Annotated in this window: 23 protein-coding genes and 2 tRNA genes; 11 read left to right on the forward strand and 14 right to left on the reverse strand. The window is 63.7% G+C overall.

What is annotated here, in order from left to right; translation table 11 throughout:
• Nucleotides 1-15: 15 nt before the first annotated feature.
• The gene (locus tag KRX12_RS01810; protein WP_218365508.1) at nt 16-1035 is read right to left on the reverse strand and encodes an alpha/beta fold hydrolase; all 1020 of its coding nucleotides are present in this window, start codon (nt 1033-1035) and stop codon (nt 16-18) included.
• Nucleotides 1036-1072: 37 nt separating this feature from the next.
• Between KRX12_RS01810 and KRX12_RS01815 the strand changes: the two genes are divergently transcribed.
• Together KRX12_RS01815 and KRX12_RS01820 are read left to right on the forward strand one after the other, a co-directional pair.
• The gene (locus tag KRX12_RS01815) at nt 1073-1387 is read left to right on the forward strand and encodes an acyl carrier protein (protein ID WP_218364064.1); all 315 of its coding nucleotides are present in this window, start codon (nt 1073-1075) and stop codon (nt 1385-1387) included.
• Between the two features lie 5 nt (nt 1388-1392).
• A complete protein-coding gene (locus KRX12_RS01820; RefSeq protein WP_218365509.1) occupies nt 1393-2256 on the forward strand; it encodes an HAD-IIA family hydrolase in 864 nt (287 codons plus the stop codon).
• Here the strand turns inward: KRX12_RS01820 and KRX12_RS01825 are convergent.
• From KRX12_RS01825 to KRX12_RS01845, 5 genes are all read right to left on the reverse strand, one after another.
• Nucleotides 2253-2729, reverse strand: a complete 477-nt coding sequence (locus tag KRX12_RS01825) for a hypothetical protein (protein WP_218365510.1) — start codon at nt 2727-2729, stop codon at nt 2253-2255. The two genes, KRX12_RS01820 and KRX12_RS01825, sit on opposite strands and share 4 nt — an antisense overlap.
• Before the next feature lie 192 nt (nt 2730-2921).
• Nucleotides 2922-3767 (reverse strand): serine hydrolase, encoded by an 846-nt coding sequence (locus KRX12_RS01830; protein ID WP_218365511.1) that lies wholly within the window; start codon nt 3765-3767, stop codon nt 2922-2924.
• A 49-nt stretch (nt 3768-3816) separates the two neighbouring features.
• Nucleotides 3817-5157 carry a dicarboxylate/amino acid:cation symporter gene (locus KRX12_RS01835; protein WP_218365512.1) on the reverse strand — a complete coding sequence of 447 codons (1341 nt, stop codon included), beginning with the start codon at nt 5155-5157 and terminating at the stop codon, nt 3817-3819.
• Nucleotides 5158-5278: 121 nt separating this feature from the next.
• A complete protein-coding gene (locus KRX12_RS01840; protein WP_218364074.1) occupies nt 5279-6025 on the reverse strand; it encodes a trimeric intracellular cation channel family protein in 747 nt (248 codons plus the stop codon).
• A gap of 33 nt (nt 6026-6058) precedes the next feature.
• Nucleotides 6059-6130 (reverse strand) — tRNA-Asn (locus KRX12_RS01845).
• Nucleotides 6131-6319: 189 nt separating this feature from the next.
• Between KRX12_RS01845 and KRX12_RS01850 the strand changes: the two genes are divergently transcribed.
• The 3 genes from KRX12_RS01850 (at nt 6320) to KRX12_RS01860 (ending at nt 8633) form a co-directional block, all read left to right on the forward strand.
• Nucleotides 6320-6396: transfer RNA gene (locus KRX12_RS01850), tRNA-Ile, on the forward strand.
• Nucleotides 6397-6645: 249 nt separating this feature from the next.
• Nucleotides 6646-8322 (forward strand): AMP-binding protein, encoded by a 1677-nt coding sequence (locus tag KRX12_RS01855; RefSeq protein ID WP_218364076.1) that lies wholly within the window; start codon nt 6646-6648, stop codon nt 8320-8322.
• 71 nt (nt 8323-8393) lie between these two features.
• The gene (locus KRX12_RS01860) at nt 8394-8633 is read left to right on the forward strand and encodes a hypothetical protein (RefSeq protein WP_218364078.1); all 240 of its coding nucleotides are present in this window, start codon (nt 8394-8396) and stop codon (nt 8631-8633) included.
• On the opposite strand, the gene dnaG is transcribed toward KRX12_RS01860, so the two are convergent.
• Nucleotides 8630-10510, reverse strand: a complete 1881-nt coding sequence (gene dnaG / locus KRX12_RS01865; RefSeq protein ID WP_218365513.1) for a DNA primase — start codon at nt 10508-10510, stop codon at nt 8630-8632. The two genes, KRX12_RS01860 and dnaG, sit on opposite strands and share 4 nt — an antisense overlap.
• 85 nt (nt 10511-10595) lie before the next feature.
• Between dnaG and KRX12_RS01870 the strand changes: the two genes are divergently transcribed.
• The 4 genes from KRX12_RS01870 to crtI are packed head-to-tail and all read left to right on the forward strand — an operon-like array spanning nt 10596 to nt 13726.
• A complete protein-coding gene (locus KRX12_RS01870; RefSeq protein ID WP_218365514.1) occupies nt 10596-11030 on the forward strand; it encodes a ribonuclease domain-containing protein in 435 nt (144 codons plus the stop codon).
• A 2-nt stretch (nt 11031-11032) separates the two neighbouring features.
• On the forward strand, nt 11033-11275 hold the full coding sequence (locus tag KRX12_RS01875) for a hypothetical protein (protein WP_218365515.1): 243 nt from the start codon (nt 11033-11035) through the stop codon (nt 11273-11275).
• 2 nt (nt 11276-11277) lie between these two features.
• Nucleotides 11278-12165, forward strand: a complete 888-nt coding sequence (locus KRX12_RS01880) for a phytoene/squalene synthase family protein (RefSeq protein ID WP_218365516.1) — start codon at nt 11278-11280, stop codon at nt 12163-12165.
• The gene (gene crtI / locus KRX12_RS01885; RefSeq protein WP_218365517.1) at nt 12152-13726 is read left to right on the forward strand and encodes a phytoene desaturase family protein; all 1575 of its coding nucleotides are present in this window, start codon (nt 12152-12154) and stop codon (nt 13724-13726) included. Before KRX12_RS01880 ends, crtI begins: the two co-directional genes overlap by 14 nt.
• On the opposite strand, the gene KRX12_RS01890 is transcribed toward crtI, so the two are convergent.
• Both KRX12_RS01890 and KRX12_RS01895 read right to left on the reverse strand, forming a co-directional pair.
• Complete coding sequence (locus KRX12_RS01890) at nt 13723-14985, reverse strand: deoxyguanosinetriphosphate triphosphohydrolase (RefSeq protein ID WP_218364084.1); 1263 nt, start codon at nt 14983-14985, stop codon at nt 13723-13725. The genes crtI and KRX12_RS01890 overlap by 4 nt on opposite strands.
• 10 nt (nt 14986-14995) lie before the next feature.
• Entirely contained in the window at nt 14996-15550 is a 555-nt protein-coding gene (locus tag KRX12_RS01895) for a YdcF family protein (RefSeq protein ID WP_218365518.1), read from the reverse strand.
• A 47-nt stretch (nt 15551-15597) separates the two neighbouring features.
• Between KRX12_RS01895 and KRX12_RS01900 the strand changes: the two genes are divergently transcribed.
• Nucleotides 15598-17586: a TPM domain-containing protein gene (locus KRX12_RS01900; protein ID WP_218365519.1), complete on the forward strand. Its 1989-nt coding sequence runs from the start codon at nt 15598-15600 to the stop codon at nt 17584-17586.
• On the opposite strand, the gene KRX12_RS01905 is transcribed toward KRX12_RS01900, so the two are convergent.
• From KRX12_RS01905 to KRX12_RS01915, 3 genes are read right to left on the reverse strand one after another with little or no spacing between them, the layout of a single operon-like run.
• The gene (locus tag KRX12_RS01905) at nt 17583-18062 is read right to left on the reverse strand and encodes a hypothetical protein (protein WP_218364087.1); all 480 of its coding nucleotides are present in this window, start codon (nt 18060-18062) and stop codon (nt 17583-17585) included. The two genes, KRX12_RS01900 and KRX12_RS01905, sit on opposite strands and share 4 nt — an antisense overlap.
• Before the next feature lie 25 nt (nt 18063-18087).
• On the reverse strand, nt 18088-18645 hold the full coding sequence (locus KRX12_RS01910) for a hypothetical protein (protein ID WP_218365520.1): 558 nt from the start codon (nt 18643-18645) through the stop codon (nt 18088-18090).
• Between the two features lie 12 nt (nt 18646-18657).
• Nucleotides 18658-20043, reverse strand: coding sequence for a glycine--tRNA ligase (locus tag KRX12_RS01915; RefSeq protein ID WP_151529172.1), 1386 nt, complete (start codon nt 20041-20043; stop codon nt 18658-18660).
• 266 nt (nt 20044-20309) lie between these two features.
• Between KRX12_RS01915 and KRX12_RS01920 the strand changes: the two genes are divergently transcribed.
• Complete coding sequence (locus KRX12_RS01920) at nt 20310-20744, forward strand: Fur family transcriptional regulator (protein ID WP_151549269.1); 435 nt, start codon at nt 20310-20312, stop codon at nt 20742-20744.
• Nucleotides 20745-20747: 3 nt separating this feature from the next.
• Here the strand turns inward: KRX12_RS01920 and KRX12_RS01925 are convergent, their stop codons facing one another.
• Nucleotides 20748-22043 (reverse strand): HNH endonuclease signature motif containing protein, encoded by a 1296-nt coding sequence (locus KRX12_RS01925; protein ID WP_218365521.1) that lies wholly within the window; start codon nt 22041-22043, stop codon nt 20748-20750.
• 127 nt (nt 22044-22170) lie between these two features.
• Nucleotides 22171-23313, reverse strand: a complete 1143-nt coding sequence (locus KRX12_RS01930) for a VIT1/CCC1 transporter family protein (RefSeq protein WP_218365522.1) — start codon at nt 23311-23313, stop codon at nt 22171-22173.
• Nucleotides 23314-23375 lie beyond the last annotated feature (62 nt).

Genomic DNA, 23375 nt, shown 5'->3' on the forward strand with positions numbered 1-23375 from the left:
GTGTTCCGGAGAAAACTAGTCGAGAGCCTCGATCAACTCATCGATGCAGGCGCTGAGCAGCTCCGGTTGCTCCAGCGGCAGCATGTGGCCGGTATCGGCCACGATCTTCAACGTGGCATAGGGCCATACCTCGTGGATCCGCTCGGACTGGCTGACGGGGGTAAAGATGTCCTTTTTGCCCACCAGAATGAAGCCGGGAATCCCCCGCAGGTACTGGGCGGCGGCGAGCTCTTCGTGTTCCTGGAGATCGTCGAAGAAGCCCACCAGCGTGGCCAAGGGGGTATGGCGAATCATTTCCGCATGGAACTCCACGATGGGGTATTCGATGTCGTGCGCCTTGAACACAGAGGTCGCCAGCGCCGGGCCGAGCAGCTCGCTCATGGAGTCACGATATTTTTGCACCACCTCGGGCGCGGCCTCGACGGCGTTATAGGCCATATCCGCGATCGGCGAGGCCAGCACCTGCGGCACGCCCTGGGCGGAGAAGGAATCGATGGCGGTATCGACGAGCACGAGTCCCTTCACTCGCCCGGCGAGGTGCTCGTGATAGCGGCGCAGCATATTGAACACGACGAAGCCACCGAGGGAGTGCCCGACGAGGATGAGCGGCTCGTCCTCGGTGCGGGCGCTGATGGCGGCATAGACATCATCGGCGGCGCCGGAGATGGTGCACAGCCGGGGATCCACTTCCCCCGTCTCGCCGTGCCCGCGCAGGTCCACGGCGAGGCTGCGGATCCGCGGATAGCGCTCGCGCAGGTGATCGATCTGCAGGAAGAAGGAATCGGCGGTGAGGGTGAAGCCGTGGACGAACACGACGGTGGCGTCGGGGTCCTGCTCACAGCCGAGCTGATAGTACTGCACTGCGATGTCATCGACATCGACGGTGCCCGTGGCGGTGGGGTTGGTCAGCCCGGGGGCGTGCTGGTCGGAGGCGTGGCGATAACGGCTCTCGCGGAGCTTCTTTCGCCCGCTGGGGGTGAGCCGCCACACCATGGCTTGGGTGAGCTGTTCAAAGCGGCGGGGAACGAGATCCATAAGTGTCCATCCTAGTCGCACCGTTAAGCTAAGAATCATGAGCCAACTAGGAGAACAGCTTGCCCGCGCCTTGGGCGCGCAGCCGGCCGCGAGCGAGGAACCCGAGGACACCTCCGATACCCGTACCCAGATCACCCGCCTCATCGCCCGGGTGAAGGACATGGACCGGGAAGCCGTGGACGTCGATGCCGACTTCAGAGAGGATCTCGGGTTCTCGCGACTGGAGCTGCTGGAGCTAGCGCTGCGGGTAGAACAGGCCACCGGCCTGCAGGTAGGCGACGAAGACGCCTTCACCTTCAGCACCGCCGCCGAAGTGATAGCCGCTGTGGATAAGCAGAACAGGGCACAATAGGAGCTATGACTGCTCATATTTCCTTTTTGACCGACATGGACGGTGTCCTCATCCAAGAGGGCAAGATGATCGACGGTGCCGATAGCTTCATCGCCGAGCTCGAGTCCAATGAGATCGAGTACATGGTGCTCACCAATAACTCGATCCACACACCCCGCGATCTCGCGGCCCGCCTGCGCAACACCGGCCTGGAGATCCCCGAGGAGCGCATCTGGACCTCGGCGCTGTCCACCGCCCGGTTCCTCTCCAGCCAGGTGGGCGAAACCACCGCCTTCGTGGTGGGTGAATCTGGGCTGACCACCGCCATGCACGAGGCCGGCTGGATCATCTCCGACAAGGAGCCGGAGTATGTGATCCTGGGTGAAACCCGCACCTACTCCTTCGAGGCGATCACCCGCGCCATCCGCTTGATTCGCGATGGCGCCAAGTTCATCTGCACCAACCCCGATGTCACCGGCCCCTCCCCCGAGGGCATTTTGCCGGCCACCGGCGCCGTGGCGGCGCTGATCACCTCCGCCACCGACCAGAAGCCCTACTTTGTGGGCAAGCCCAACCCGGTGATGATGCGCAGCGCCTTGAATGAGCTCGGTGTGCACTCCGAGTCCACCGTGATGATCGGCGATCGCATGGATACCGACGTCAAGTGCGGCCTCGAGGCCGGGATGCGCACCGTTCTCGTGCGCTCCGGTATTTCCGATGATCTCTCGATCACCAAGTTCCCCTACCGCCCCACCAAGGTGGTGGATTCGGTCGCCGATCTGGTGGGTCACACCCTGGATCCCTTCGAGGACGGCTTCTACACCGATGGCGCCAAGAAGTCCTCCACCGCCAGCTCCGGCAAGAAGAAGGGCTCTAAGAAGAAGAACTAGGCCGAGACGATCCGCACGCTCGTGCTGACCTGTGCACTGAGGCTCTCGCCGAGCTCAGTCAGGGCAGTCGCGAGCGTGTCTAATTCCGTGGCCGTGCCGCTGAGTAACTGAGAGCAGCTCACAGTGCGGCTACGCGGGTCGCTCTGCCACTGGGTGCACCAATTCGCCTCATAATCCACGGTGGCGCTGGCCGGCACCGCCGGCTCCGAGCGCAGGTGGGTATAAAACAGCTCCTCCACGGCCATGCGCCGGGAGCGAGGCAGCCCCGCGATATCCACGACGGCGATCTGAATATCATCCACCCGGGGGCGAGGAAGCGCCCGCAGGGCTGGCCGCAGCGCGGCGCGGTGGGCGAAGTGATGGCAGGTAGCGGGGAAGGTCATGGTGCTGGCTCGTTTCTTCTCTGCGGGACCCAGCTCGCCGTACAGCGCGGTGGCGCTGGCGAGCAGGTGGCGTCGATAAGCAATGGGCAAACCCCGCGGTGCGGGTGCCCTAAGACGAGGTACGTCTTCCCCAACGACCTCTCATGGTGGCGCGGCACGTGGCCGCGCGTCTAGAAGCAATAGTGCTGAAAAAGAGAGCACCCCAGCAACCCTCAACCACCAGTTGATACCCCCTTTTTCTCAAGTGGTACTTGAGGTTCACAGCGCTCTCTGAGGCCGCTCTTAATTCCGCTGCTGCAGCCGGCGCCACACCCCGTCATTGAACTCGGACCACAGTGGCTTGGCCCAGTCACCGAAGTCGCGGTCGGTGAGCACGACGAGCGCGGTGCGGGTCTCCGGAACGAACCACATATAGGTGCCACTGACGCCGAAGTGGCCGATGGTTTCCGGCGGCATGGAGGCCCCCGTCCAGTGCGGATCCTTCTGCCCTTTAATCTCGAATCCGAGACCCCACGGGCAGGGCTTCTGCATGCCATAGCCGGGCACAATGCCGATGAGTTCCGGATACTGCACGGTGGCGAGCTCGCGGCTCATCTGCTGCGAGAGCAGGGAGGGCACGAGCAGCTCCTGGGCGAACTTGGCCACATCCGACACACTCGATTCGATGCCGTGCCCGGGTGAGCCCTTGAGCACCGTGGTGGCCATGCCTAGAGGCTCGCACAGGGCCTCGTGGAAATACTCGGGAAAGCTGATCCCCGACTCCTGCTCAAGGAACTCGGCGAGCAATTCAAACCCATAGGAAGAGTAGATCCGGCGCTCTTCTACCCCGCGCATGCGATCGCCCTCATGAAAACCCACCCCCGAGGCATGCGCCAGAAGATGGCGCACAGTCGAGCCTGCGGGGGCGGGTGCGGGTGCCGGAGTATCGAGGTCAAAGACGCCTTCCTCCACGGCAATGAGGAAGGCATAGGCGGAGAGGAGCTTGCTCACGCTGGCCAGCGGCACCACCTTTTTCGTGTCACCGACGGTCTCGGTGAGGGTGGCGGCGCCGGTCTCGCGATCGAGTTGGACCAGGGCGCCGGCGACATTGTCCACGGGCCACTGCGTGATCTCCTCCAGAAGCTGCATACCCGCCATGGTAATACCTTGGCGGGCAGCGTTTGGCCTTCTTGAGACGCTAGGACGTCACGTCCGCGTGGCTGCGCTCCTCCTCATAGGTCGAGACCTCCTCATTGTCGTAGGTGTGCTCATCGAGGATGCCCTCGCGCTTGGCCACCACAGTGGGCACCAGCGCCTGACCGGTGACGTTCACGGCGGTACGGCCCATATCCAGGATCGGGTCCACGGCGAGCAGCAGGCCGACACCGGCCAGCGGCAGCCCCAGCGTGGAGAGGGTGAGGGTGAGCATCACGGTCGCGCCGGTAGTGCCGGCGGTCGCTGCCGAGCCGATCACGGACACGAAGACGATGAGCAGATATTCCTTCACGCCGAGGTCGATGCCATAGAACTGCGCCACAAAGAGCGCGGCGATGGCCGGGTAGATCGCGGCGCAGCCGTCCATCTTGGTGGTGGCTCCGAGCGGCACCGCGAAGCTGGTGTAGCTGCGGGGCACGCCGAGGGCCTGCTCGGTGGTGCGCTCAGTCACGGGCATCACGCCCATGGAGGAGCGGGTAACAAAGCCGAGGGAGGTCACCGGCCACACCTTGCGGAAGAAGGTGCGCACGCTCAAACCGTTGAGGGCGAGAACGCTCGGGTAGATCACGCCGATCACCACCGTGAGGCCGAGGTAGATGGCGAGAACGAAGGCGCCAAGCGAGCCGATGGTATCCCACCCATAGGTGGCCACGGCGCGGGCGATCAGCGCGGCGGAGCCAATCGGCGCCAGCCGGATGATCCACCACAGCACCTTCTGCACCAGCTCCAGCAGGGAGCGGGAGAACTCAATCACGGGCTCGGCCTTCTTGCCCACCTGCACCGCGGCGATACCGAAGGCGATGGAGAGCAGCAGCAGCTGCAGCACGTTGAAGTTCGGGGTGGCGCTGAAGCCGTCCGCCCCCTCACTGACGCGCACGCTCAAGCCGAGCATATTGTCCGGCACGAGCGAGGAGATAAAGCCGAGCCAAGAGCCCACGCTGTCCGGCTCCGCGGCACTGGCGGCATCCACGCTGCTATTGGCGCCTGGGCGCAGGACGGTGCCGATAATCAGACCGGCCACCACCGACACCAAGGCCGTGATGGCGAACCAGATGATGGTCTGCCCCGCCAGCCGGGCGGCATTGGTCACTTCCCGCAGATTAGCCACCGACGTGATCACGGCGGTAACCACGAGTGGCGGAATAAGGAGCTTCAGCAGGCTCACATAGGTCGAGCCGACGGAGCTCACAACCTCCGTCAGCCACGAGTCGTCGCCCATACGGCGGGCGAAGAATCCCAGAATGAGGCCAATGATGAGGCCATAGATAACTTGTGCGCCGAAGCTGGTGAACTTTTTCCAGCTCGGCGAGGATGTGGCAGTCATAGTCGCTGTCTTTCTCGTTGATGCTTGTCGACGCCCACTCGGGGCCGGCGCAGCACCGTGCTGCGCCAAGTTCCACATCCTAAACCGAACCGATCCGTTCAGACAATTAAGACAGCTTAGTCTATTTCTTTTTCATGTAGGTATTCCAGGTCTGGCGGGCCCGCGCCGCCATGGAGCCGCGCACTCGGCGGGGGTTGGCGAGAGTGCGCGTGCGCATCCATACCTTGCGGGCACTCAGGGTGGAATTTTGTGGCAGCACCCACCCCATCCAGAAGGCAAAGATGGCCATGAGCGCGCCGGTGAGACCGGCCACCACCATGCCAATGCCCGAGAGGCCATAAGAATCAAAGACCACGAGCACGGCCGAGGCCACGAGCGCCGGCACCGCATAGAGGGGCTGCCCGCCAAAGACGGCGGGCGGATTGCCGGCAAAGACATCGCGGATCATGCCACCGCCCACGGCGGTGATGAGCCCGAGGAACACGGCCGAGGCGACCGGCAGATCAAAAGCCAAGGCCTTCGAGGTGCCGGTCACGGCCCAGACGCCCAAGATGATGGCGTCGGCATGCACCCGAAACATCGTCCACCACCGCGCGTGCAGATCAAGCACAAAGGCAATGAGCGCCCCCACGCCGGCCATGGGCAGATAAATGGGATTAGTAATGGCTACGGGGGCGCCTTCTTGGATGAGGACATCGCGCAGCATGCCGCCGCCGAGAGCTGAGAAGACGGCGAGAAAGAAAAAACCCACCACGTCGAAACCACGCTGGCGGGCGATCGTGCCGCCGATGACTCCATTGAGTACCACGCCGATAAGATCCAGCACGGCCCAGAGAGTGAGAATAGAGGGGGAAACTACAGCAGTCATCGATACTTTTTCCTTACCCCAGACATGAAAAAGCTCCCCCAGTTGGATTCGAACCAACAACCCTTCGATTAACAGTCGAATGCTCTGCCGTTGAGCTATGGGGGATTGTGTTTTCAACTAAGTCCTGTAGCGGACCTCGCTGGCAACGAGAAATAACTATAGCCCGCCCCTACAATCACAAGCAAACTCGCTGCTTATTCCAATTTTTGAGGCTTAAGAAGAGCAACTATCACCACAGCAGAACGACGGGCTATAATGACCCTCGCGCCTAAGGCTTTGCACTCGATGGCGCGTGGGGCTGTAGCTCAGTCGGTTAGAGCCGCGGACTCATAATCCGCTGGTCCCGGGTTCGAGCCCCGGCGGCCCCACCACTACACTTCTTTCACAAGCGCAACACCACCCCCACTGGCCACACCCGCTGGCCGTGGGGGTGCTGCATATATAGCCTGCTCGCTGGATTCTTAGGCGGCCCTGTCTTGGTTTTGCCCCACGGATCCCTAAAGTGTAGGTGAGCAATAGCTTTTTATCATTTTGTAACCTTGCGCTTATTTAGAGCGATACACCTAGATGAGGCGTTCAGCCCAGCGCCATGTATCCCAGAGGAAAGGCCCGAAAAGACGATGTCCCAACGTCCCACACGCGTGAGCGCAGCCACCCATGCAGATCAGCTCGTGCGCAGCATTAAGCCCCTGAAGAAGACCGGCGTACTCCGCAATCGCTCGCTCAGCGGCTGGAAGGATACGCTCACGGCTGTGGGCCGCTGGGGACTCAGCATTACCTCGCTCGTGGAACAGTCCACCGTCGAATTTGGCGATCGCACCGCCATCATCGATGACTTCGGCGAGCTCACCTTCGCCGAGCTGCGCGAGCAGGCCCGGAACATGGCCATTAACCTCGCCCTCAACGGGGTGAAGGAGGGCGACATGATCGCCATCCAGGCCCGTAACTCCCGCGGCATCATCCTGCCGCTCGCCGCCGCCGGCTATATCGGCGCGCAGCCCATGATCGTCAATCCGGCATCGTCGACCACCCAGATCACCAATATCTTCAACGCCTATGGCGCGGACGTGTTCATTGTGGACGCCGAATACGCCGAGGTCGCCTATGCCAACCCGGATGTGCCGCACTATGTGGTCGAGGGTGCGGTAGCCGCCGAGGGCGAGGAGCAGGTGGACATTTCCAGCAGCCCCACGATCGCGGAGCTGACCTCCACTCCCGCCCAGAGCTTCACGCTGCCGAAGCGCCCGAAGCCGCAGAATACGGTGATTATGTCCTCCGGCACCCGCGGCATCCCCAAGGGCGTCGTCATGCCTATCCCGCTCACCCCGAAGGCCCTGGCCGGCGTGACGCGCGTAATCCCGTGGCGCATGAACATGACCATTCAGGCCACCGCCTCGATCTTCCACGCCTGGGGCTATGGCAACCTGCTGGCCGCACTCATCACCGGCAGCACCCAGATCCTGCGCCGCCACTACGACCCGGTCGAGGCCGTGGCCGATTGCGAGCGCTACAAGGTCAACGCCATCATCTCCTCCGCCGTATTCCTGCGCGGCTTCGTGGCCGAGGCGAAGAAGACCGGCGCTAAGATCGGCCCCTTCGAGTTCATCGCGAACTCCGGCAATGCTGTGCCCGCCTATCTGGTGGAGGAGCTCGTGGATGCCTTCGGCCCAGTGCTCTACAGCCTCTATGGCTCCACCGAGCACTCCCAGATCTCGATTTCGACCTCCGAGCAGATGCTGGCTGATTCCTCCAATGCCGGCCGCCCCAACCTGGGCACCGTGCTGAAGATCTTCAAAGAGGACGGCTCCGAGGCCGGCGTCGGCGAGCTGGGCGAGATCTACTCGGCTAACTCCATGACCATGGTGGGCTTCCTCTCCGATAAGTACACCCCCTCTACCCACGATGGCCTGCTGGCCACCGGCGACCTGGGCTACCTGGACGAGGACGGCTTCCTGCACTTGGAAGGCCGCGCCGATGACATGGTGATCAAGGGCGGCGAGAATGTCTTCCCCCGCGAGGTCGAGGAGTATCTCGGGGCGCTCGATGAGGTCGCCGATGTCTATGTCTCGGGCAAGCAGGACGATGTGATCGCCCACCTCGAGGCCTGGGTGGTCAAGTCGGACTCTGCCACGGCGCTCACGAAGGACGAGCTGCGCGAGAAGGTGCGCGTCGCCCTGGCCGAGCACAATGTGCCGGAGTACATCTTCTGGGTGGATGATCTGCCGCGTAATGACAGCGGCAAGGTGGTGCCCCGCTGGCTGCCGGACCCCGCCACCCTGGACCAAGACCAGAGCTAGCGCGACCCGACTGTCCTGACCGCCTCTTGCTACAGTGGTTCGATACACGTTGTGTATAGGAAAGGACAGGAATGATTCAGTTCGTTGTCGGCGCTGCCGCCGGTTATGTCTTCGGCACGAAAGCAGGCCGTAAACGTTATTCCCAGATCAAAAACGCCTATCAGGCGGCGGTGAACTCCCCCGCCTCGAAGGCGGCGGTCAACGCGACGCGCAAGGCCATCGCCAATAAGCTCGATCCGCAGCCGCGGATGCGCGAGGTGAAGAACCTGCGCTCTGATAACCAGTCCGTGCTGGAGCCGGACGAGGACTAGTAGCGGTTCGCCCGCTCCAGCAACTGGCGGCGCTGCTGTTCCAGCGCCACCACATCCGCGAAGAGGCTGTCATAGGCCTTTTCGTCTTTCGTGGGGTTCATCCGTTCCAGCTGCCCTTTGAGCTGAGCGATAATCTGCCCCACGCGCACTTCCTGCAGCCGTGAATACACCGAGTCCGCGTAGCGCACCAGATGGGCGGCATCCACGCGGATGGTTTCCACGGCCAGTTCAGAAACTAGGCCGCGGCCGTGAATATCCGGGATTTCCCCGGCCACCGCTGCGAGCCAGTCCACGCCCTCGTGATCACCGTCCGCCTGCAGGACCTTATCCACGGCCTGTTTCACCGCCACATACGAGGGATGCGTGAAGGTGGAATCATCAAAGGCCCGCATATAGGGCACCGCGATCTCGGGGTGCTGCAGCGCCAATTTAATCGCCTCCCGCTCCGGCCAGAGACGGCTATCGCGCGGATCCGGCCGCGGCACCCGTGGCTCCTCCTGCGGGGCCGCTTGTGGACGCCGCTTCGACTGCTGCTGCGGGCGTGGGGCCCGCGCCTGTTCCCGCACCCGGCGCACCACCTCGTCGATATCGCGCCAGCCCAGCCAGCCGGCAAGCTGGCGGGCGTACTCGTCCCGCAGGGTGTGGTCGTGAATATCGGCGATGACGGGGATCGTGCGCCTGAGCGCCTGCAAGCGCCCCTCGACGGAGTCCAAGTCATAATCCTCGATGATCGAGCGCACCACGAACTCGAACATGGGCTCGCGGCTGGCCACGAGCTCGCGGACTGCGGCATCGCCCTTCTCTAGGCGCAGATCGCAGGGGTCCAGCCCCTCCGGGGCCACCGAGACATAGGACTGGCCGGTGAATTGCTGATCGCCATCGAAGGCGCGCATCGCGGCCTTCTGCCCTGCCTCATCGCCATCGAAGGTATAAATCAGCTCGCCGCGGAAGTAGGAATCGTCCAGCATGAGCCGGCGCAGCATCTGCAGGTGCTCCTCGCCGAAGGCGGTGCCGCAGGCCGCCACGGCGGTCTGGATGCCGGCGGCATGCATGGCCATCACGTCCGTGTAGCCCTCCACCACCACCGCCTGGTGGGAGGCGGCGATATGCTTTTTGGCCATGTCCAGCCCGAAGAGCACCTTGGACTTCTTATACAGCAGGGTATCGGGGGTGTTCATGTACTTACCCAGCTTGTCATCGTCGAAAAGCTTGCGGGCACCGAAGCCGATCACATCCCCGGCCAGGTTCTTGATCGGCCACAGCAGGCGGCGGTGGAAGCGATCGATCGGGCCGCGGCGGCCCATCTTGCCCAGACCCGCCGCCTCAATCTCGGTGACGTCGAAGCCCTTGCGCAGCAGGTGCTTGGTCAGGGTGTCCCAGCCCGCCGGCGCATAGCCGCAGCCGAACTCGCGGGCGTGCTCGGAGCTGAATCCGCGCTCGGTGAGAAAATCGCGGGCGGTCTGCGCCTCGGCGGAGCCCAGCTGCTCTTGATAGAACTCGTGGGCGATCTTATTCACCAAGATCAGCCGCTGCCGCGTGCCCACGTCTTCCCGCCGGCCCGGTCCCCCGCCCTCATAGGAAATCTGGTAGCCAATTTTCTCCGCGCAGGCCTCCACGGCTTCGGGGAAGCTGAGGTGTTCCATCTTCATGAGGAAGGAGAAGACATCCCCGCCCTCACCGGAGGAGAAGCAATGAAAATAGCCGCGGGCTGGGCGCACGTGGAAGGAAGGTGTTTTCTCATCCTTGAAGGGCGATAGCCCCTTCAGCGAGTCCACACCAGCGGGCTTGAGCTGCACATAGTCGCCAACGATCTCGTCGATCGGCGTGGCCTCTCTGATCGCTTGAATGTCCCGCTCAGGGATACGTCCTTTACCCATGGCCCCTACATTAGCGTGCGGCTGAGACACGAATCATGCCACCGCTGCTGATCTCTATCAACGGAGGCTAATACACTACGTGTTTATGGCTGATGAACGTTCTTCGGGGCCACGCGGCTCCCTGCGTCGAGTGGCGCTGTCCGTCGGCGCCGTCCTCCTCGCCGGTCTCGGCGCCTATATCGGGCTCGATGGCTCGGAGCCGTCCACCGATAGCAGCGCCAGCAGCGCCAGCGGCGATACCTGCGCGCTCGATACCCTGCCGCCGGAGGCCGCGGAGGTAGTGGAGCGCATCGAGGCCGGCGGCCCTTTCGACTACCCCGAGAACGACGGCACCCACTTCGGTAACTACGAGCAGCTGCTGCCGCAGCGCGCCCAGGACTACTACCGCGAGTACACGGTGGAGACCCCAGGGCTCAATCATCGCGGGCCGCGGCGCATCGTCACCGGCGGAGACGCACCCGATGTGTGGTACTACACGGCCGATCATTATGAGAGTTTCTGCAGGATGACGGGAGTTTAGGCATGCAGCTAGTGGCAGTGGATTGTCGGCGCGCACGCAGTCGCAGCGAGCTGATTGCGCTGATCTCTGATGCGCTCAGCGCCCAGCCGCATCAGCGGGCCAGCAACCTCGACGGGCTGCATGATGCGTTCAAGGAGCACCCAGTCACCCACCTGCTGCTGCGTGGGGTGCGGCTGAGTGCGGCCGAGGTGAATCCGATCGAGACGGTGGCCCGCGCCGCCGCGGTGACGGTGGTGTGCCGCTGAGTATGAGTGTCTCCCATCCCGATTATTTGCGGCGCTTCCAAGACTGCGCCGATGCGGCCGCCAGCCAGGTCATCCGCTCCTATTCCACTAGCTTCGGCTTGAGCAGCCAGCTGCTCGCCCCAGCCGTGCGCCGCGATATCCACAACCTCTATGCGGTGGTGCGCATCGCCGATGAGATCGTCGACGGCACCGCCACGGTGGCGGGCATGAGCCCCGCCGAGATCCGTGCCGAGCTGGATCGCTATGAGGCGGCGGTGCTGGCTGCCCCCGAGCGCGGTTTTCATACCGACCCGGTGCTGCACGCCTATGCCGCAACCGCCCGCCGCTGCGATTTCCAGCGCGAGCACATGGCCGCCTTCTTCGCCTCCATGCGCCAAGATCTGGACCGCAGCGAGCACACCCCGGAGAGCCTCGCTCGCTATATTTATGGCTCGGCTGAGGTGATCGGTCTGATGTGTGTGCAGATCTTCCTCGCCGGCCGGGAGGTGCCGGCCGCGGATCGGGACACGATGGAGCGCGGCGCCCGCAGTCTCGGCGCGGCATTTCAAAAAATCAACTTCCTGCGGGATCTCTCCGAGGACAGCGCTAGTCTCGGCCGCGCCTATCTGGGCGAGCTGACAGAGGAATCCAAGGCCGCGCTCATCGCCGAGATCCGCGCGGACCTGCAGGTCTCCTATACATCGATCCCGCTGCTGCCCACCTCCTCGGCGCTGGCGGTGCGCTCGGCCACTAATCTTTTCGCCGCCCTCAGCGATGAGCTGGAGCAGGCCCCCGCCGAGCAACTCTATCGGCAGCGACTGCGCCTGAGCCCCGCCCGCAAGGCGGGCATCATTGCCCGCTCCCTCGCCCAAGGTGCACTCCACCGGAAAGGCCCCCATGTATCCCTCTAGTGCCCTCGTGATTGGCGCCGGCGTCGCCGGACTGGCCACCGCCGCGCTCTTAGCCCGCAGCGGCATGCAGGTGGATGTGGTGGAAAAGAATGACGAGGTGGGCGGCCGTGCCGGGCTGCTCGTGGAGGACGGCTATCGCTGGGATACCGGCCCCTCCTGGTATCTCATGCCGGATGCCTTCGACCACTTCTTCGAGCTCATGGGTACCTCGACTGCCGAGCAGCTGGATCTGCGGCTGCTCGATCCTGGCTATCGGGTGTTTATCGACCCCTATGAGCCGCTCGATGTGCCCTTCGGCCGAGACGCCGCTGTGGAGCTCTTTGAGTCCCTCGAGCCGGGGGCCGGCGCCACTCTGGAGACCTACTTGGATCAGGCCGAGGACGCCTATGACATCGCCATGCAGCGTTTCCTCTACACCACCTTCTCCTCGCCGGGGCCGCTGCTCGATTCCAGCGTGCTGCGACGACTCGGCACCCTCAGCTACTTGCTGAGCACCTCGCTGGATAAGCATGTGCGGCGGCGTTTTAGTGATCCGCGGCTACACCACATTCTCAGCTACCCGGCCGTGTTTCTCAGCTCCCGCCCCGAACGCACCCCGGCGATGTATCACCTGATGAGCCACACCGATCTCACCCAGGGGGTGCGCTATCCCATGGGTGGTTTCGCGGCCGTGATCGACGCCCTCTACCGCCTCGCCCGCGACGCGGGGGTGCGCTTTCATCTCTCTACCCGTGTCACCGCCATCACCCATGAGGGGAAGCGGGCCACAGGGGTGCGCGTCCTCGACGCCCAGGGCACGGCCGCCACGCTCACCGCGGACGTGGTGGTCTCCGGCGCGGATCTCCACCACACCGAAACCACGCTGGTGCCCGAGCGGCTGCGCAGCTACTCGGAGCGTTCCTTCGCCCGGCGGGATCCCGGTATCGGCACGGTGCTCGTGCTGGCCGGGGTGGATGGCCCGCTGGAGCAGCTCGAGCACCACAATCTGTTCTTCTCGCGTGACTGGACCCCGGATTTCGATGCGGTCTTTTCCGGCCCCCACCCGGATCGTCCCCTGGGCGCGTCGCAGTCAATGTATGTATGCCGCCCCTCGGCCACGGACCCGAGCGTCGCCCCGACGGGTAAGGAGAATCTTTTCCTGCTGGTTCCGGTGCCCGCGGATATCAGCCTCGGCCACGGCGACGCCTATGGGCACTCCCCCAGCGCAGCGGTGCAGGCGATTGCGGACTCCGCGCTGGCGCAGTTGGGGGACGCCATCGGCGAGTCGGCGCTGCGTTCCCGGGTGGAGGTGCTGCGCACGATTGGCCCAACGGATTTCGCGGATCGCTATCATGCCTGGTGCGGCGGCGCGATCGGCCCTGCCCACACGCTGCGCCAGTCGGCTTTTCTGCGCGGCGCTAATGCCTCCTCCGAGCTCCGCGGCCTCTACTATGCGGGTGCCACCACGGTGCCTGGGGTGGGTGTGCCGATGTGTTTGATCTCGGCGGAGAACGTGCTCAAGCGGATCCGCGGGGATCGCTCGGGCGGGCCCTTGGCCTCCCTCGAAGGGGAGAATACCTAGCAGTAGAACACGGAGATATCGGCGGCGTTGCGGGCGGTGCGTTCGAGCCGGGATTCTGTCATGGATGCGATCTGATCCACGAGCACCCTCTGGCGCTGTTGCTCGTTCTCGGCCTGGGTGTACCAGGCGGCGAACATCGGGTCGAGCGAGCCGGGCGCGCTGAGATGCAGGTAGTCGTACACCCGATAGATGAGGTTGCGCTGCCGGGTTTGGCGGCGCTGGTGCTGGTCTTCTTCCATCACGTATAACACGGCGATGGTTTTGAGCATGCGCACCTCGGCGGCCACCTCGGCGGAGACCACCAGCTCTCCGTGATGCCGGCCTAGGGGCGCCCCGTCGTGGGCGTTAAGGGTGGCGCTAATGGCGGCACCGACATAGCGGCCGACCAGCTGCGAGGTCATGGCTTTTAATCCGGTGAGGGCGCGCAGGGAGCCATCGAAGTCGGCGGCTTGGGCCACACAGGAGAGCTGACGTAGCCGGTCGGCGGCGTCGATAAGCTCCTCGGGGCTGCCGCCAAAGGCGTGGGCGCCTTGCTGGGCGAGGGCGGCAAGTTCCACCAGATCCCAGAGCACGCCGAGACGGATGCGGCCGGAGAGAATGCCGTCTTCCACATCGTGCACGGAGTAGGCGACGTCATCGGAGAAGTCCATCACCTGGGCTTCCATGCACTTTTTCTGCCCGCTCACCCCGGCGCGCGCCCAGCGGAGAATCTCGCGATCCTCATCGTAGGCACCGTATTTGCGGCGTCCTTCGCTGGCGGTCCAGGGGTATTTGCAGGAGGCGTCGATGGCGGCGCGCGATAGGTTCAGCCCATAGCTATTCCCGGCGGCGTCGAGCACCTTCGGTTCGAGGCGGGTGATGATCCGCAGGGTTTGGGCATTGCCTTCGAAGCCGCCGGCGTCTTGGGCGACGGTGTTGAGCGCCACTTCCCCATTGTGCCCATAGGGCGGGTGGCCGATATCGTGGCAGAGCCCAGCGAGTTCGCAGAGGTCGGGGTCCAGCCCGAGGCCGCTGCCGATTCCGCGCGCAATCTGCGCCACCTCGAGGGAGTGCGTGAGCCGGGTGCGCGGGGTGTCGCCATCGCGGGGCCCCACCACTTGGGTTTTGTCCGCGAGTCGTCGCAGTGCCGCCGAGTGGAGGACGCGCGCCCGGTCGCGGGAGAAGTCGCTGCGCTCGTCGGGTGCGGCCCCAGGGAGCTGCGCGCTTTTGGCCGCTTCGCTCAGGCGGCGTTCATAATCGCTGGCGGAGTAGACGTTCACCCTAGTGACGCTAGTAGAGTTGCTTCATTCGGGCCCGCAGACTTGGCCGATAAAATGAGCCAAGCGTGCGAAAACACCGCTCGACACGTCGCGCCCAGCGCCGACCGGCCACGGTCTCCACCACCAGCACCGCCAGCCCACCGGCCTCATGCAGCAGCCCATAGACGCGCAGCCTCGCCCGCACCCCATGCCCGGTGGCGGCATATCCTTCCCGACGCGCCACCCACCGCGCTCGCAGCAGATGAGTCCGATCCGTCACCACGATCAGCGGTGTTCGCTTATCGACGCTTGCCCCCACCGCTTCCAAGGAGCTGCGCGTATCGTGGCCTTCCGGCACCTCGACGAGGTCGCAGCGCGGCACCCCGCGCTCCGCGAGATAGTTCGCCCCCGCTTCGGCTTCGCTGAAGCGATCCCCGGGTAATTTCCCGCCGACGATGACAATCCTCTGCACGGTGTGGTCCTGATAGAGCCGGTGGGCGGCGCCGAGGCGCGCGGCGAAGACCTGGGAGGGCACGCCATCGTACTGGGAGGTTCCCAGCACGAGCGCTGTGGGGGACGTGGTCATAGTGGTGCCGAGACTAGCACGGCGCAGAGTGCACTACTCTGGCACGTATGAGCACGCGCATAGTTGGTCCCCTGTCCGCCACCATGATTGCTGCCGGCGCTATCGGCCTGCTTGCCGCTGGTCCCAGCGCCCATGCGGAAGCACCGCCAGTGACCATGGTGTCCTCCGCGGATTATCAACAGTTGAGAGACAATTATGTGGGTGATTTTGCGGGGGTGTTCTCCTCCGCGGAGGCTACCGCGATTAGCGACTCACTACGCCAGGGCTTTCAGGATCATGGGCGGCTGCTTTATCTGATTTTCGAGTCTGATTATCAAGGCACCGGCACCGAGCGGGCCGAGCAGTGGTTCCAGCAGATGTCCGGCGATAACGTGGCGATCATCTCGGTGGATGTGTCCTCGCGCGCCTATGGCTACCACGCTGGTTCCGAGTGGTCGGAGTCGGAGCTCAAAGACATTGTTAATGCCGGCCTGCCCGCCCTGGGAGACAGTAACTGGGCTGCGGGGGCGCAGACAATGGCTGATACTTATGCCTCCTCCGGTTCTTTGAGCGGCGAGGAGATTGGCTGGCTCGGCGGCGGTGCCGTTGCCGTGGTGGGCGCCGGCGGCGGGCTGTGGTACGCCTCGAAGCGGCGGCGTAAGCAGGAGCAACGCCAGCAGATTGAACAGGCCCGACAGTTCCGCTCCGATGATGTGGATAGCTTCCGCAGCCTCGATACCGAGGTGCTGGCCGAGCTCGCGGAAGAAGAGCTGGTCTCGACCGATGAGTCCATTCGCCGCGCCCACGAGGAGCTGCGTCTGGCGAAGGCCGAGTTCGGTGAGATCCGCACCCGCCAATTCACCCAAGCTCTCGAGTCCTCACAGCGCACCCTGCACGAGGCTTTTGCCATCAAGAGCGCCCTCGATGCGGGGAATTTCCGCGGCGAGCGGCGCGATGGGCTGGTGCGGATCGTGACCTCCTGCGCGAGCGCCGATGATATTCTCGACGCCCGCTCCGAGGATTTTGCGCGGATGCGCAATGTCTTGCTCAACGCCCCAGAGAATCTGGATCGACTCACCCAGCGCATCGTGGATTTGCGCACTCGACTGCCGCGCGCCGAGGAGCAGCTGGAGCAGCTGCGTTCCCGCTATAGCGCCAGCACCTTGGGGTCGATCACCGACAACGTGGAGATGGCGGAGAAGCACCTCTCCGAAGCCGAGTCCACCCTCGATACCGCCCGCGACCGCGCCCAGCTGCCGGCGGGCGAGCAGTCCGATGTGGTGGATTTGATCACCGGTACCGAAAAGCTCGTGGACCAGGCCGATCAGCTGCTGGCTGGCGTGGAGCACGCCGAGACGAATATCGCCGGCGCGCGTGCCGCCCTGCCGGGGCTGATCGAGGAGGTCCGCGCGGAGCTGCGCGAGACCGAGGATCTCATGCGGCGCAGCCGCAGCACCGGCGTGCGGGTAGATGAGCAGCGTGTCAGCTCCGTCACCCAGCAGGCCGAGCAGGCGGTAGCCCACGCACAGGAGCAGGGTGAGGCCGATCCCTTGGCCAGCCACGCCACCCTCACCGAGGCCGATGGCGAGCTCGACCTGCTGCTCGAGACCCTGCGCACCACCTCGCGCGTGGGTGAGGAACTGCTGCGGCGTCTCGACAGCACCTTGGCGTCTGCGGATCGTCTCATTCAGTCCACCGAGGATCTGGTGGCCACCCGTGGCCGAGTCATTGGGGCGCGGCCACGCACCCTGCTGGCCGAGGCCATCCAGCTGCGCTCGCGGGCGCAGCAGCTGCGCGGCACGAATCTGCGGGGCGCGGCTGATACCGCTGTGGAGGCGCATCGCGCCGCTGATCGCGCCTATCGCGCGGCAGAAGACGAGATTTCCAAGTACAACGATCGGCACCGCTCTTCGGGCAGCACCTCGGGTGCCTTTGTGGCTGGCATGGTGATCAACAGCCTGCTCAGTGGCGGCGGTGGCGGCGGCTTCAGCGGTGGTGGCGGTTCCTTCGGCGGCGGTGGCGGTGGAGGCTCCTTCGGTGGCGGCGGCCGTTTCTAGTAGCGCGGCCGTCTGATCGGCGAATCCACCACCACGCAGGCCCATGTCAGCACGACGGCGTCGATAAGCGGAATCTCGGCATGGGCCGGGCCGTTTTCTATCTCGACGCGGCCGGACACCCGCGGCCGGGTGAAGGCCGCAATGGCGCCATCGGCGGTGGTGATGGCGCGTTCTTTGCGCCAGACCGAGCAGCGATCCAGCTTGTAGCGCCGGTCGCCGCATTCGGCCTCGAGAGAGGTAATGGTAAAGCCTGATTGGCGCACGCACATCATCTCCCCGTCTGCGGCGGTGGCGCGGAAGCTGAAGGAGGTGGTGCCGGGGGTGTATTCCACGAGGAGGCGCTGGCCGTCCACGTAGATCACATCGGAGCGCACGTGGGCGATGAGGAGATCATCGCGGTCGAGCAGCTCGTTTTCATCCCATACCCACACCCACGGCGATTGCCCGGGGGTGGTGGAGACTCGCTGCTCAACCATGATCGTGCGCCCTTTCTATCGGTGCTTAAAGCAGGAACACGGCCAGCGCCAAGATGGTGAGCAACACCAAGGTGGCGATGATGATGGTGGAACGCGACTCGAGACGGTTCTCCAATGCGATGCGCGCCAGCCAAGCGAGAAACACGGCTTCCTCCTGGCTAAGCAGATCATCGGAGGGAAGATCGCTCAGATCCAGCTCGACGTCGCGAACTCCCGAGTTGAAGCCAGTGAATTGGCCCAGCTTAGTACCGTCGTGATCCTCCACCACCCAGTTATTGGAGGATTCATTGACCACACGCATGGCCCGGCCATTAGCGTCCACGGCGAATGCCTTGGCCTTGGTGAACTTGGTGCCAGCCTCTTCGGGCTTCGCGCTGTAGACGCGGCCGTCCGGGGTGGTGGCAGAGGCGCCGTCATCGGGGGCCACATGGAGGCGCCACGGCTCGCTGCCGCCCACGCTCATGCGCCCGGATACGCCCTCTTGGGTAATCACGTCCACGGCCACCACATCCGCGCCTTGACGCAGCTTCATGACGGTGCCGGACTCGCCCTTTTCGCGGCGCGACCACTGCAGATTCTCCATGTGTCCTACTCCTTAGCAGCCAATGAGGCGCTGGGCCAGATAGCCCTGCAGCTGGTCGATGGAGACGCGCTCCTGCTCCATGGTGTCGCGCTCACGCACGGTAACTGCGTTGTCCTCGAGCGTGTCGAAGTCCACGGTGACGCAGAAGGGGGTGCCGATCTCGTCGTGACGACGGTAGCGGCGGCCAATGGCACCGGAGACGTCATAGTCGATGGTCCAGTACTTACGCAGCTCATCGGCCACCTTTTCGGCGGTCGGGGTGAGCGTTTCCTTCTTGGACAGGGGCAGCACAGCCACCTTGATCGGAGACAGGCGCGGATCGAGCTTCAGCACGGTGCGCTTATCGACGCCACCCTTGGCATTCGGGGCCTCGTCCTCGGTGTAGGCATCGCAGAGGAAGGCCATGAGGGCGCGGGTGAGGCCGAAGGAGGGCTCGATCACGTAGGGCACATAGCGATCGCCGCTCGCCTGGTCGAAGTAGGACAGGTCCTCGCCGGAGGCGGTGATGTGGCTGGAGAGATCGAAATCGGTGCGGTTAGCCACGCCCATGAGCTCGCCCCAGGGGTTGCCGCTGAAGTCGAATTTGTACTCGAAATCGATGGTGCGATCGGAGTAGTGGGCGCGCTCGTCCTGCGGCACATCGAATTGGCGGATGTTCTCGGGGTTGATGCCCAGATCGATAAACCAGTTCCAGCAGGCATCGACCCACTCGTCGAACTTCTCCGGTGCTTCTTCCGGCTTGACGAAGTACTCGATCTCCATCTGCTCGAACTCGCGGGTACGGAAGATGAAGTTGCCCGGGGTGATCTCGTTACGGAAGGCCTTACCCACCTGGCCGATACCGAAGGGCGGCTTGAGGCGGGCGGTCGTCATCACGTTTTTGAAGTTGATGAAGATACCCTGGGCGGTTTCGGGGCGCATGTAGTGCAGGCCCTGCTCGTTATCGACGGGGCCGAGGTAGGTCTTCATCAGGCCCGAGAAGAGCTGCGGTTCGGTCCACTTGCCGTCCTGGCCGGTCTCGGGATCCTTGACATCGGCGAGGCCATTCGCCGGCGGGTGGCCGTGCTTCGCCTCATAGGCCTCGAGCAAGTGGTCGGCGCGGTAGCGCTTGTGCGTGTGCAGGGACTCCACCAGCGGGTCGGTGAAGGTCTCGACGTGGCCGGAGGCCTCCCACACCTGGCGCGGCAGGATGATCGAGGAGTCCAGGCCCACCACATCGGCGCGGCCTTGAACGAAGGTGCGCCACCACTGCTTCTTGATGTTTTCCTTCAGTTCCACACCCAGCGGGCCGTAGTCCCAGGCCGAGCGGGTGCCGCCGTAGATCTCACCGCATGGATACACCAGACCTCGGCGTTTGCAGAGATTGACCACGGAATCGACAACAGATTGCTGTGCCACAGGAAGCTCCTCTTTTAGCGTCTACACATGTAAGTCTCAACCATACTATCGCTAGGGGCCACAGCCGCTGTCATCTCCTCGCCCGAGAGACGTCCCTTCCCTGATGTAACCGTTTTCATTTCAATTTCGATAAACCTTAAAGGAAACAGATGACAATACTGTGTCGGCCCCATTGTGGGGCTTACACTAATGCCTGATGATCCCCGTCTCGGCGATAACAGCCCCGCCGAGTGATTGTTCCCCTGTAACTCGAAGGAGTCAGTTCGATGGCTACCCGTAACGACCCGACCATCCCCAAGCTTGGCGTGCGTAGCACGAGGCAGCGTGCAGCCGTGGTGAATGTTCTCCGCGACTTGGACGCTTTCGCTTCTGCGAAAACGATCCACGAGGAGCTCACCCGCCGTAATTACCGAGTGGGCCTGACCACCGTCTACCGCACCCTGCAGTCCTTGGCTGATATTGAGGCCGTGGACGTGCTGAACATGGCTTCCGGGGAGACGCGCTACCGCCATTGCGACACGGAAGGACACCATCACCACCTGGTCTGCACCGACTGCGGCAAGACCGAGGAAATCGAGGGTGGCCCTGTGGAGGAATGGGCCCAGCAGGCCGCCCAGGCTCATGGTTTCAAGCTCACTGCCCATACCGCCGAGGTCTTCGGCTTCTGCGCCGAGTGCGCCCCTCGCCACTCCGCCCCTTAAGCACTAGAACGGGGCGGGCTCGTCCGCCTCGGGGTGCACCTCACTGCCGTAGATCGCCTCATTCTTCTCGCGCCGCACCTGGTGCTTGTGGCGCATCCGCTCCTCCAGCGTCAGCCGGCGCATATCCTTGATCACTCCCTCCGGCACGGAGGTGGCTTCCTCACCGTCCTTGGAGCGCCAGATAGTGTTACCCTGCGGATCCATCTCGACGGTGTACTCCCCGAGCGTCTTGAGCCGGTGATGCTTGGTGCACAGTGGATGCAGATTCCACGTCGCCGTCGGGCCACCTCGGTTATATTCCTGGAGGTGGTCCATCTGGCATTTCGATGCCGCCGTGGTACACCCAGGGAAGTTGCAGCAGCCATAGCGGGCGATCACCTCGTGCCGCTGCGACTCCGTGGGCTGATAGGAACCCACCTCCGAATCAGAGAGCAACTGGAGCGCGGTCACCTGCTTGAGCAGCTCGTCTGTGGCGTACTCCGATAGCCACCCCTGCTCGGGAGTCCACGCCTGCTTCTCATACCAGTTGGCGTAGACATGAAAGACCACCTTGGTGTTGGTGTTCTGCGTCATCAGCTCCACGAGCGCATCCGTCCGCGAGATCCCCCGCTGCGCGGCCACTTGGGCGATCGTCCCCATCACCTGGTGATAGCGATGATTCTTCAGCTCGATGTCGATATAGCCGGTATCGCCCTCGGGATTGTCCCAAAAGCTCACTGATTCCTGCGTTGTTCGGCGCGGATCTTTCTCCCCACTGGAATCCACCCCGAGCGGATCCACCCGCACCAGGATGTCATTGATGCGCCGGCGCAACCAGTAGCGCCCTTTGAGCTGCTGATTATTGCGCCGCGGCAGCACATCGAGCAGGAAATTCAGCTCAAAGTCCACCCTTTTCTCCGGCGCAATCCCCACCAATGCCGAGGCGAGAGCAAGCAGGTGGGAGTCATTGAAAATCGGCCTCAGGCGCAACACCGCCGCGAGCAACGGGAAGTCCCGGAAAAGCTGGGAGAGCTCCAGGAGCGTCACCACGAAATTCTCGGTACACCCTAAAGGCCCGGCGAAGCGCGCCGCGGTATATTCCACCGCATCGCCCTCCCCCGCCCTCTCCGCGAGATAATCGATCAGCTCGATGCGACGACGATTCACCTCGAGGGCGCTATACGGTAGTGTCGCCAGCTCGTGACTATAGCGACAGTCTGTATTGTTAATACGTTCGAACACCGCGCCCCATAGCGAATGGGAGCTGTAGATAGTACGGGCCTCTGCGGGTAATTGATCTTCTTCTAGCTGCGCAAACATTATTCCCCCTGCACGCTATTTCTATCCTAAACTTTTCCCCTTAGAACTATATTCTCGCATAGGTGTTCGATAGTCAATAGCTGCGCACGAGTTTTTTTTAGACAGGGCAGCTCAGCCAGCAGCCCAGCTAGGAGATACTGGTACCGAAGATCGTGCCCAATAGCCAGGTCACGCCTGCCGCTCCGAGACCAATGGCCAGCTGCCGCAGCGCCCGCTTGGCCGGCGGCCCGCCGGAGAGTACGCCCACGATGCCACCGGTGAGCAGCAGGGCGATACCAACGAGCACGGTGCTGATCACCGCAGCCGTGGTGGTGGAGAGGGCAAAGAGGAAGGGCAGGATGGGGATGAGGGCACCGCCGGCAAAGAACGCGAAGCTCGACAGCGCCGCGGTTATCCCTGTACCCACGGATCTGGTATCGGAGGACGCATCGCTCAATTCGCCCGGGGTCTGAACATCATGTGCGGTGCGGATGCGCTGCAGCACGGCCCGAGCTTTGTCTTCGGCCTCCTGCTGATCGATTCCGCGGGCACGATAGACCAAGGCGAGCTCATTGGCGTCGAAGTCGAGCTGCGGCAGGGCGCGGCGTACCTCGGGGTCGGGGGTGGATGCCTCGAGGAGCTCTTTTTGGGACTGCACCGAGACGTACTCCCCCGCCGCCATCGAGAGGGCGCCGGCCAAAAGTCCGGACACACCGGTGAGCAGAATGACGTTCTGCGACACCCCGGATCCCGCGATGCCGAGCACGAGCGCGAGGTTAGAGACGAGACCATCGTTGAGCCCAAAGACCCCGGCGCGGAAGCCGCCGGACATGCGTTCCCGGGAGCGCGCCGCGAGGCCGCGAACGACCTCGGCGTGGATGCGCTCATCGGCCTGCATTTGGCCGGTGGCGTCTTGGTCCTCCTCATAGGGGCTACGGGACTCCGCGTTTTGCATGAGCGCCAAGGTGAAGACTGATCCGAAGTGGCGCGCCATGAAAGCCATAAACCGCGTGGAGAAATCAGGCCGCAGGGGCATGCCCACTTCGTCGCCGAGGAGGGTGTGCCAGTGCTGCTCGTGCCGCGACTCCGCTTGGGCGATGCGCAGCAGGATCTCGCGCTCCTCCCCCGTCTTACCGCGGGCGAGCTCGCGGTACACGGCCGCCTCGGCGCGTTCATTGGCGAGGTATTGGCGCCAGCGCTTTACTTGCTTGGGGCTGGCAGTACTGAGCAGCCGCGCAGCCTTCTTCCCTCCCGCCTCATGGCTTCCTGCGGACGTCGCTTTGTCTGACATTTCTCTCCCAGCTCATGCGTGCGCCACGTCGCGCGCGTTATGTTCACGTGCCGCGGCTCATG

The sequence above is a fragment of the Corynebacterium sp. TAE3-ERU2 genome (assembly GCF_019209955.1).
In the GTDB taxonomy this organism is placed as follows: Bacteria; Actinomycetota; Actinomycetes; order Mycobacteriales; family Mycobacteriaceae; genus Corynebacterium; species Corynebacterium megadyptis.

Bases quoted from the DNA above. Each gene is read 5' to 3' on its own strand.
- KRX12_RS01810 (WP_218365508.1), bottom strand. From the start codon at position 1,035: ATGGATCTCGTTCCCCGCCGCTTTGAACAGCTCACCCAAGCCATGGTG.
- KRX12_RS01815 (WP_218364064.1), top strand. From the start codon at position 1,073: ATGAGCCAACTAGGAGAACAGCTTGCCCGCGCCTTGGGCGCGCAGCCG.
- KRX12_RS01820 (WP_218365509.1), top strand. From the start codon at position 1,393: ATGACTGCTCATATTTCCTTTTTGACCGACATGGACGGTGTCCTCATC.
- KRX12_RS01830 (WP_218365511.1), bottom strand. From the start codon at position 3,767: ATGCAGCTTCTGGAGGAGATCACGCAGTGGCCCGTGGACAATGTCGCC.
- KRX12_RS01835 (WP_218365512.1), bottom strand. From the start codon at position 5,157: ATGACTGCCACATCCTCGCCGAGCTGGAAAAAGTTCACCAGCTTCGGC.
- KRX12_RS01840 (WP_218364074.1), bottom strand. From the start codon at position 6,025: ATGACTGCTGTAGTTTCCCCCTCTATTCTCACTCTCTGGGCCGTGCTG.
- KRX12_RS01855 (WP_218364076.1), top strand. From the start codon at position 6,646: ATGTCCCAACGTCCCACACGCGTGAGCGCAGCCACCCATGCAGATCAG.
- KRX12_RS01860 (WP_218364078.1), top strand. From the start codon at position 8,394: ATGATTCAGTTCGTTGTCGGCGCTGCCGCCGGTTATGTCTTCGGCACG.
- dnaG (WP_218365513.1), bottom strand. From the start codon at position 10,510: ATGGGTAAAGGACGTATCCCTGAGCGGGACATTCAAGCGATCAGAGAG.
- KRX12_RS01870 (WP_218365514.1), top strand. From the start codon at position 10,596: ATGGCTGATGAACGTTCTTCGGGGCCACGCGGCTCCCTGCGTCGAGTG.
- KRX12_RS01875 (WP_218365515.1), top strand. From the start codon at position 11,033: ATGCAGCTAGTGGCAGTGGATTGTCGGCGCGCACGCAGTCGCAGCGAG.
- KRX12_RS01880 (WP_218365516.1), top strand. From the start codon at position 11,278: ATGAGTGTCTCCCATCCCGATTATTTGCGGCGCTTCCAAGACTGCGCC.
- crtI (WP_218365517.1), top strand. From the start codon at position 12,152: ATGTATCCCTCTAGTGCCCTCGTGATTGGCGCCGGCGTCGCCGGACTG.
- KRX12_RS01895 (WP_218365518.1), bottom strand. From the start codon at position 15,550: ATGACCACGTCCCCCACAGCGCTCGTGCTGGGAACCTCCCAGTACGAT.
- KRX12_RS01900 (WP_218365519.1), top strand. From the start codon at position 15,598: ATGAGCACGCGCATAGTTGGTCCCCTGTCCGCCACCATGATTGCTGCC.
- KRX12_RS01905 (WP_218364087.1), bottom strand. From the start codon at position 18,062: ATGGTTGAGCAGCGAGTCTCCACCACCCCCGGGCAATCGCCGTGGGTG.
- KRX12_RS01910 (WP_218365520.1), bottom strand. From the start codon at position 18,645: ATGGAGAATCTGCAGTGGTCGCGCCGCGAAAAGGGCGAGTCCGGCACC.
- KRX12_RS01920 (WP_151549269.1), top strand. From the start codon at position 20,310: ATGGCTACCCGTAACGACCCGACCATCCCCAAGCTTGGCGTGCGTAGC.
- KRX12_RS01925 (WP_218365521.1), bottom strand. From the start codon at position 22,043: ATGTTTGCGCAGCTAGAAGAAGATCAATTACCCGCAGAGGCCCGTACT.
- KRX12_RS01930 (WP_218365522.1), bottom strand. From the start codon at position 23,313: ATGTCAGACAAAGCGACGTCCGCAGGAAGCCATGAGGCGGGAGGGAAG.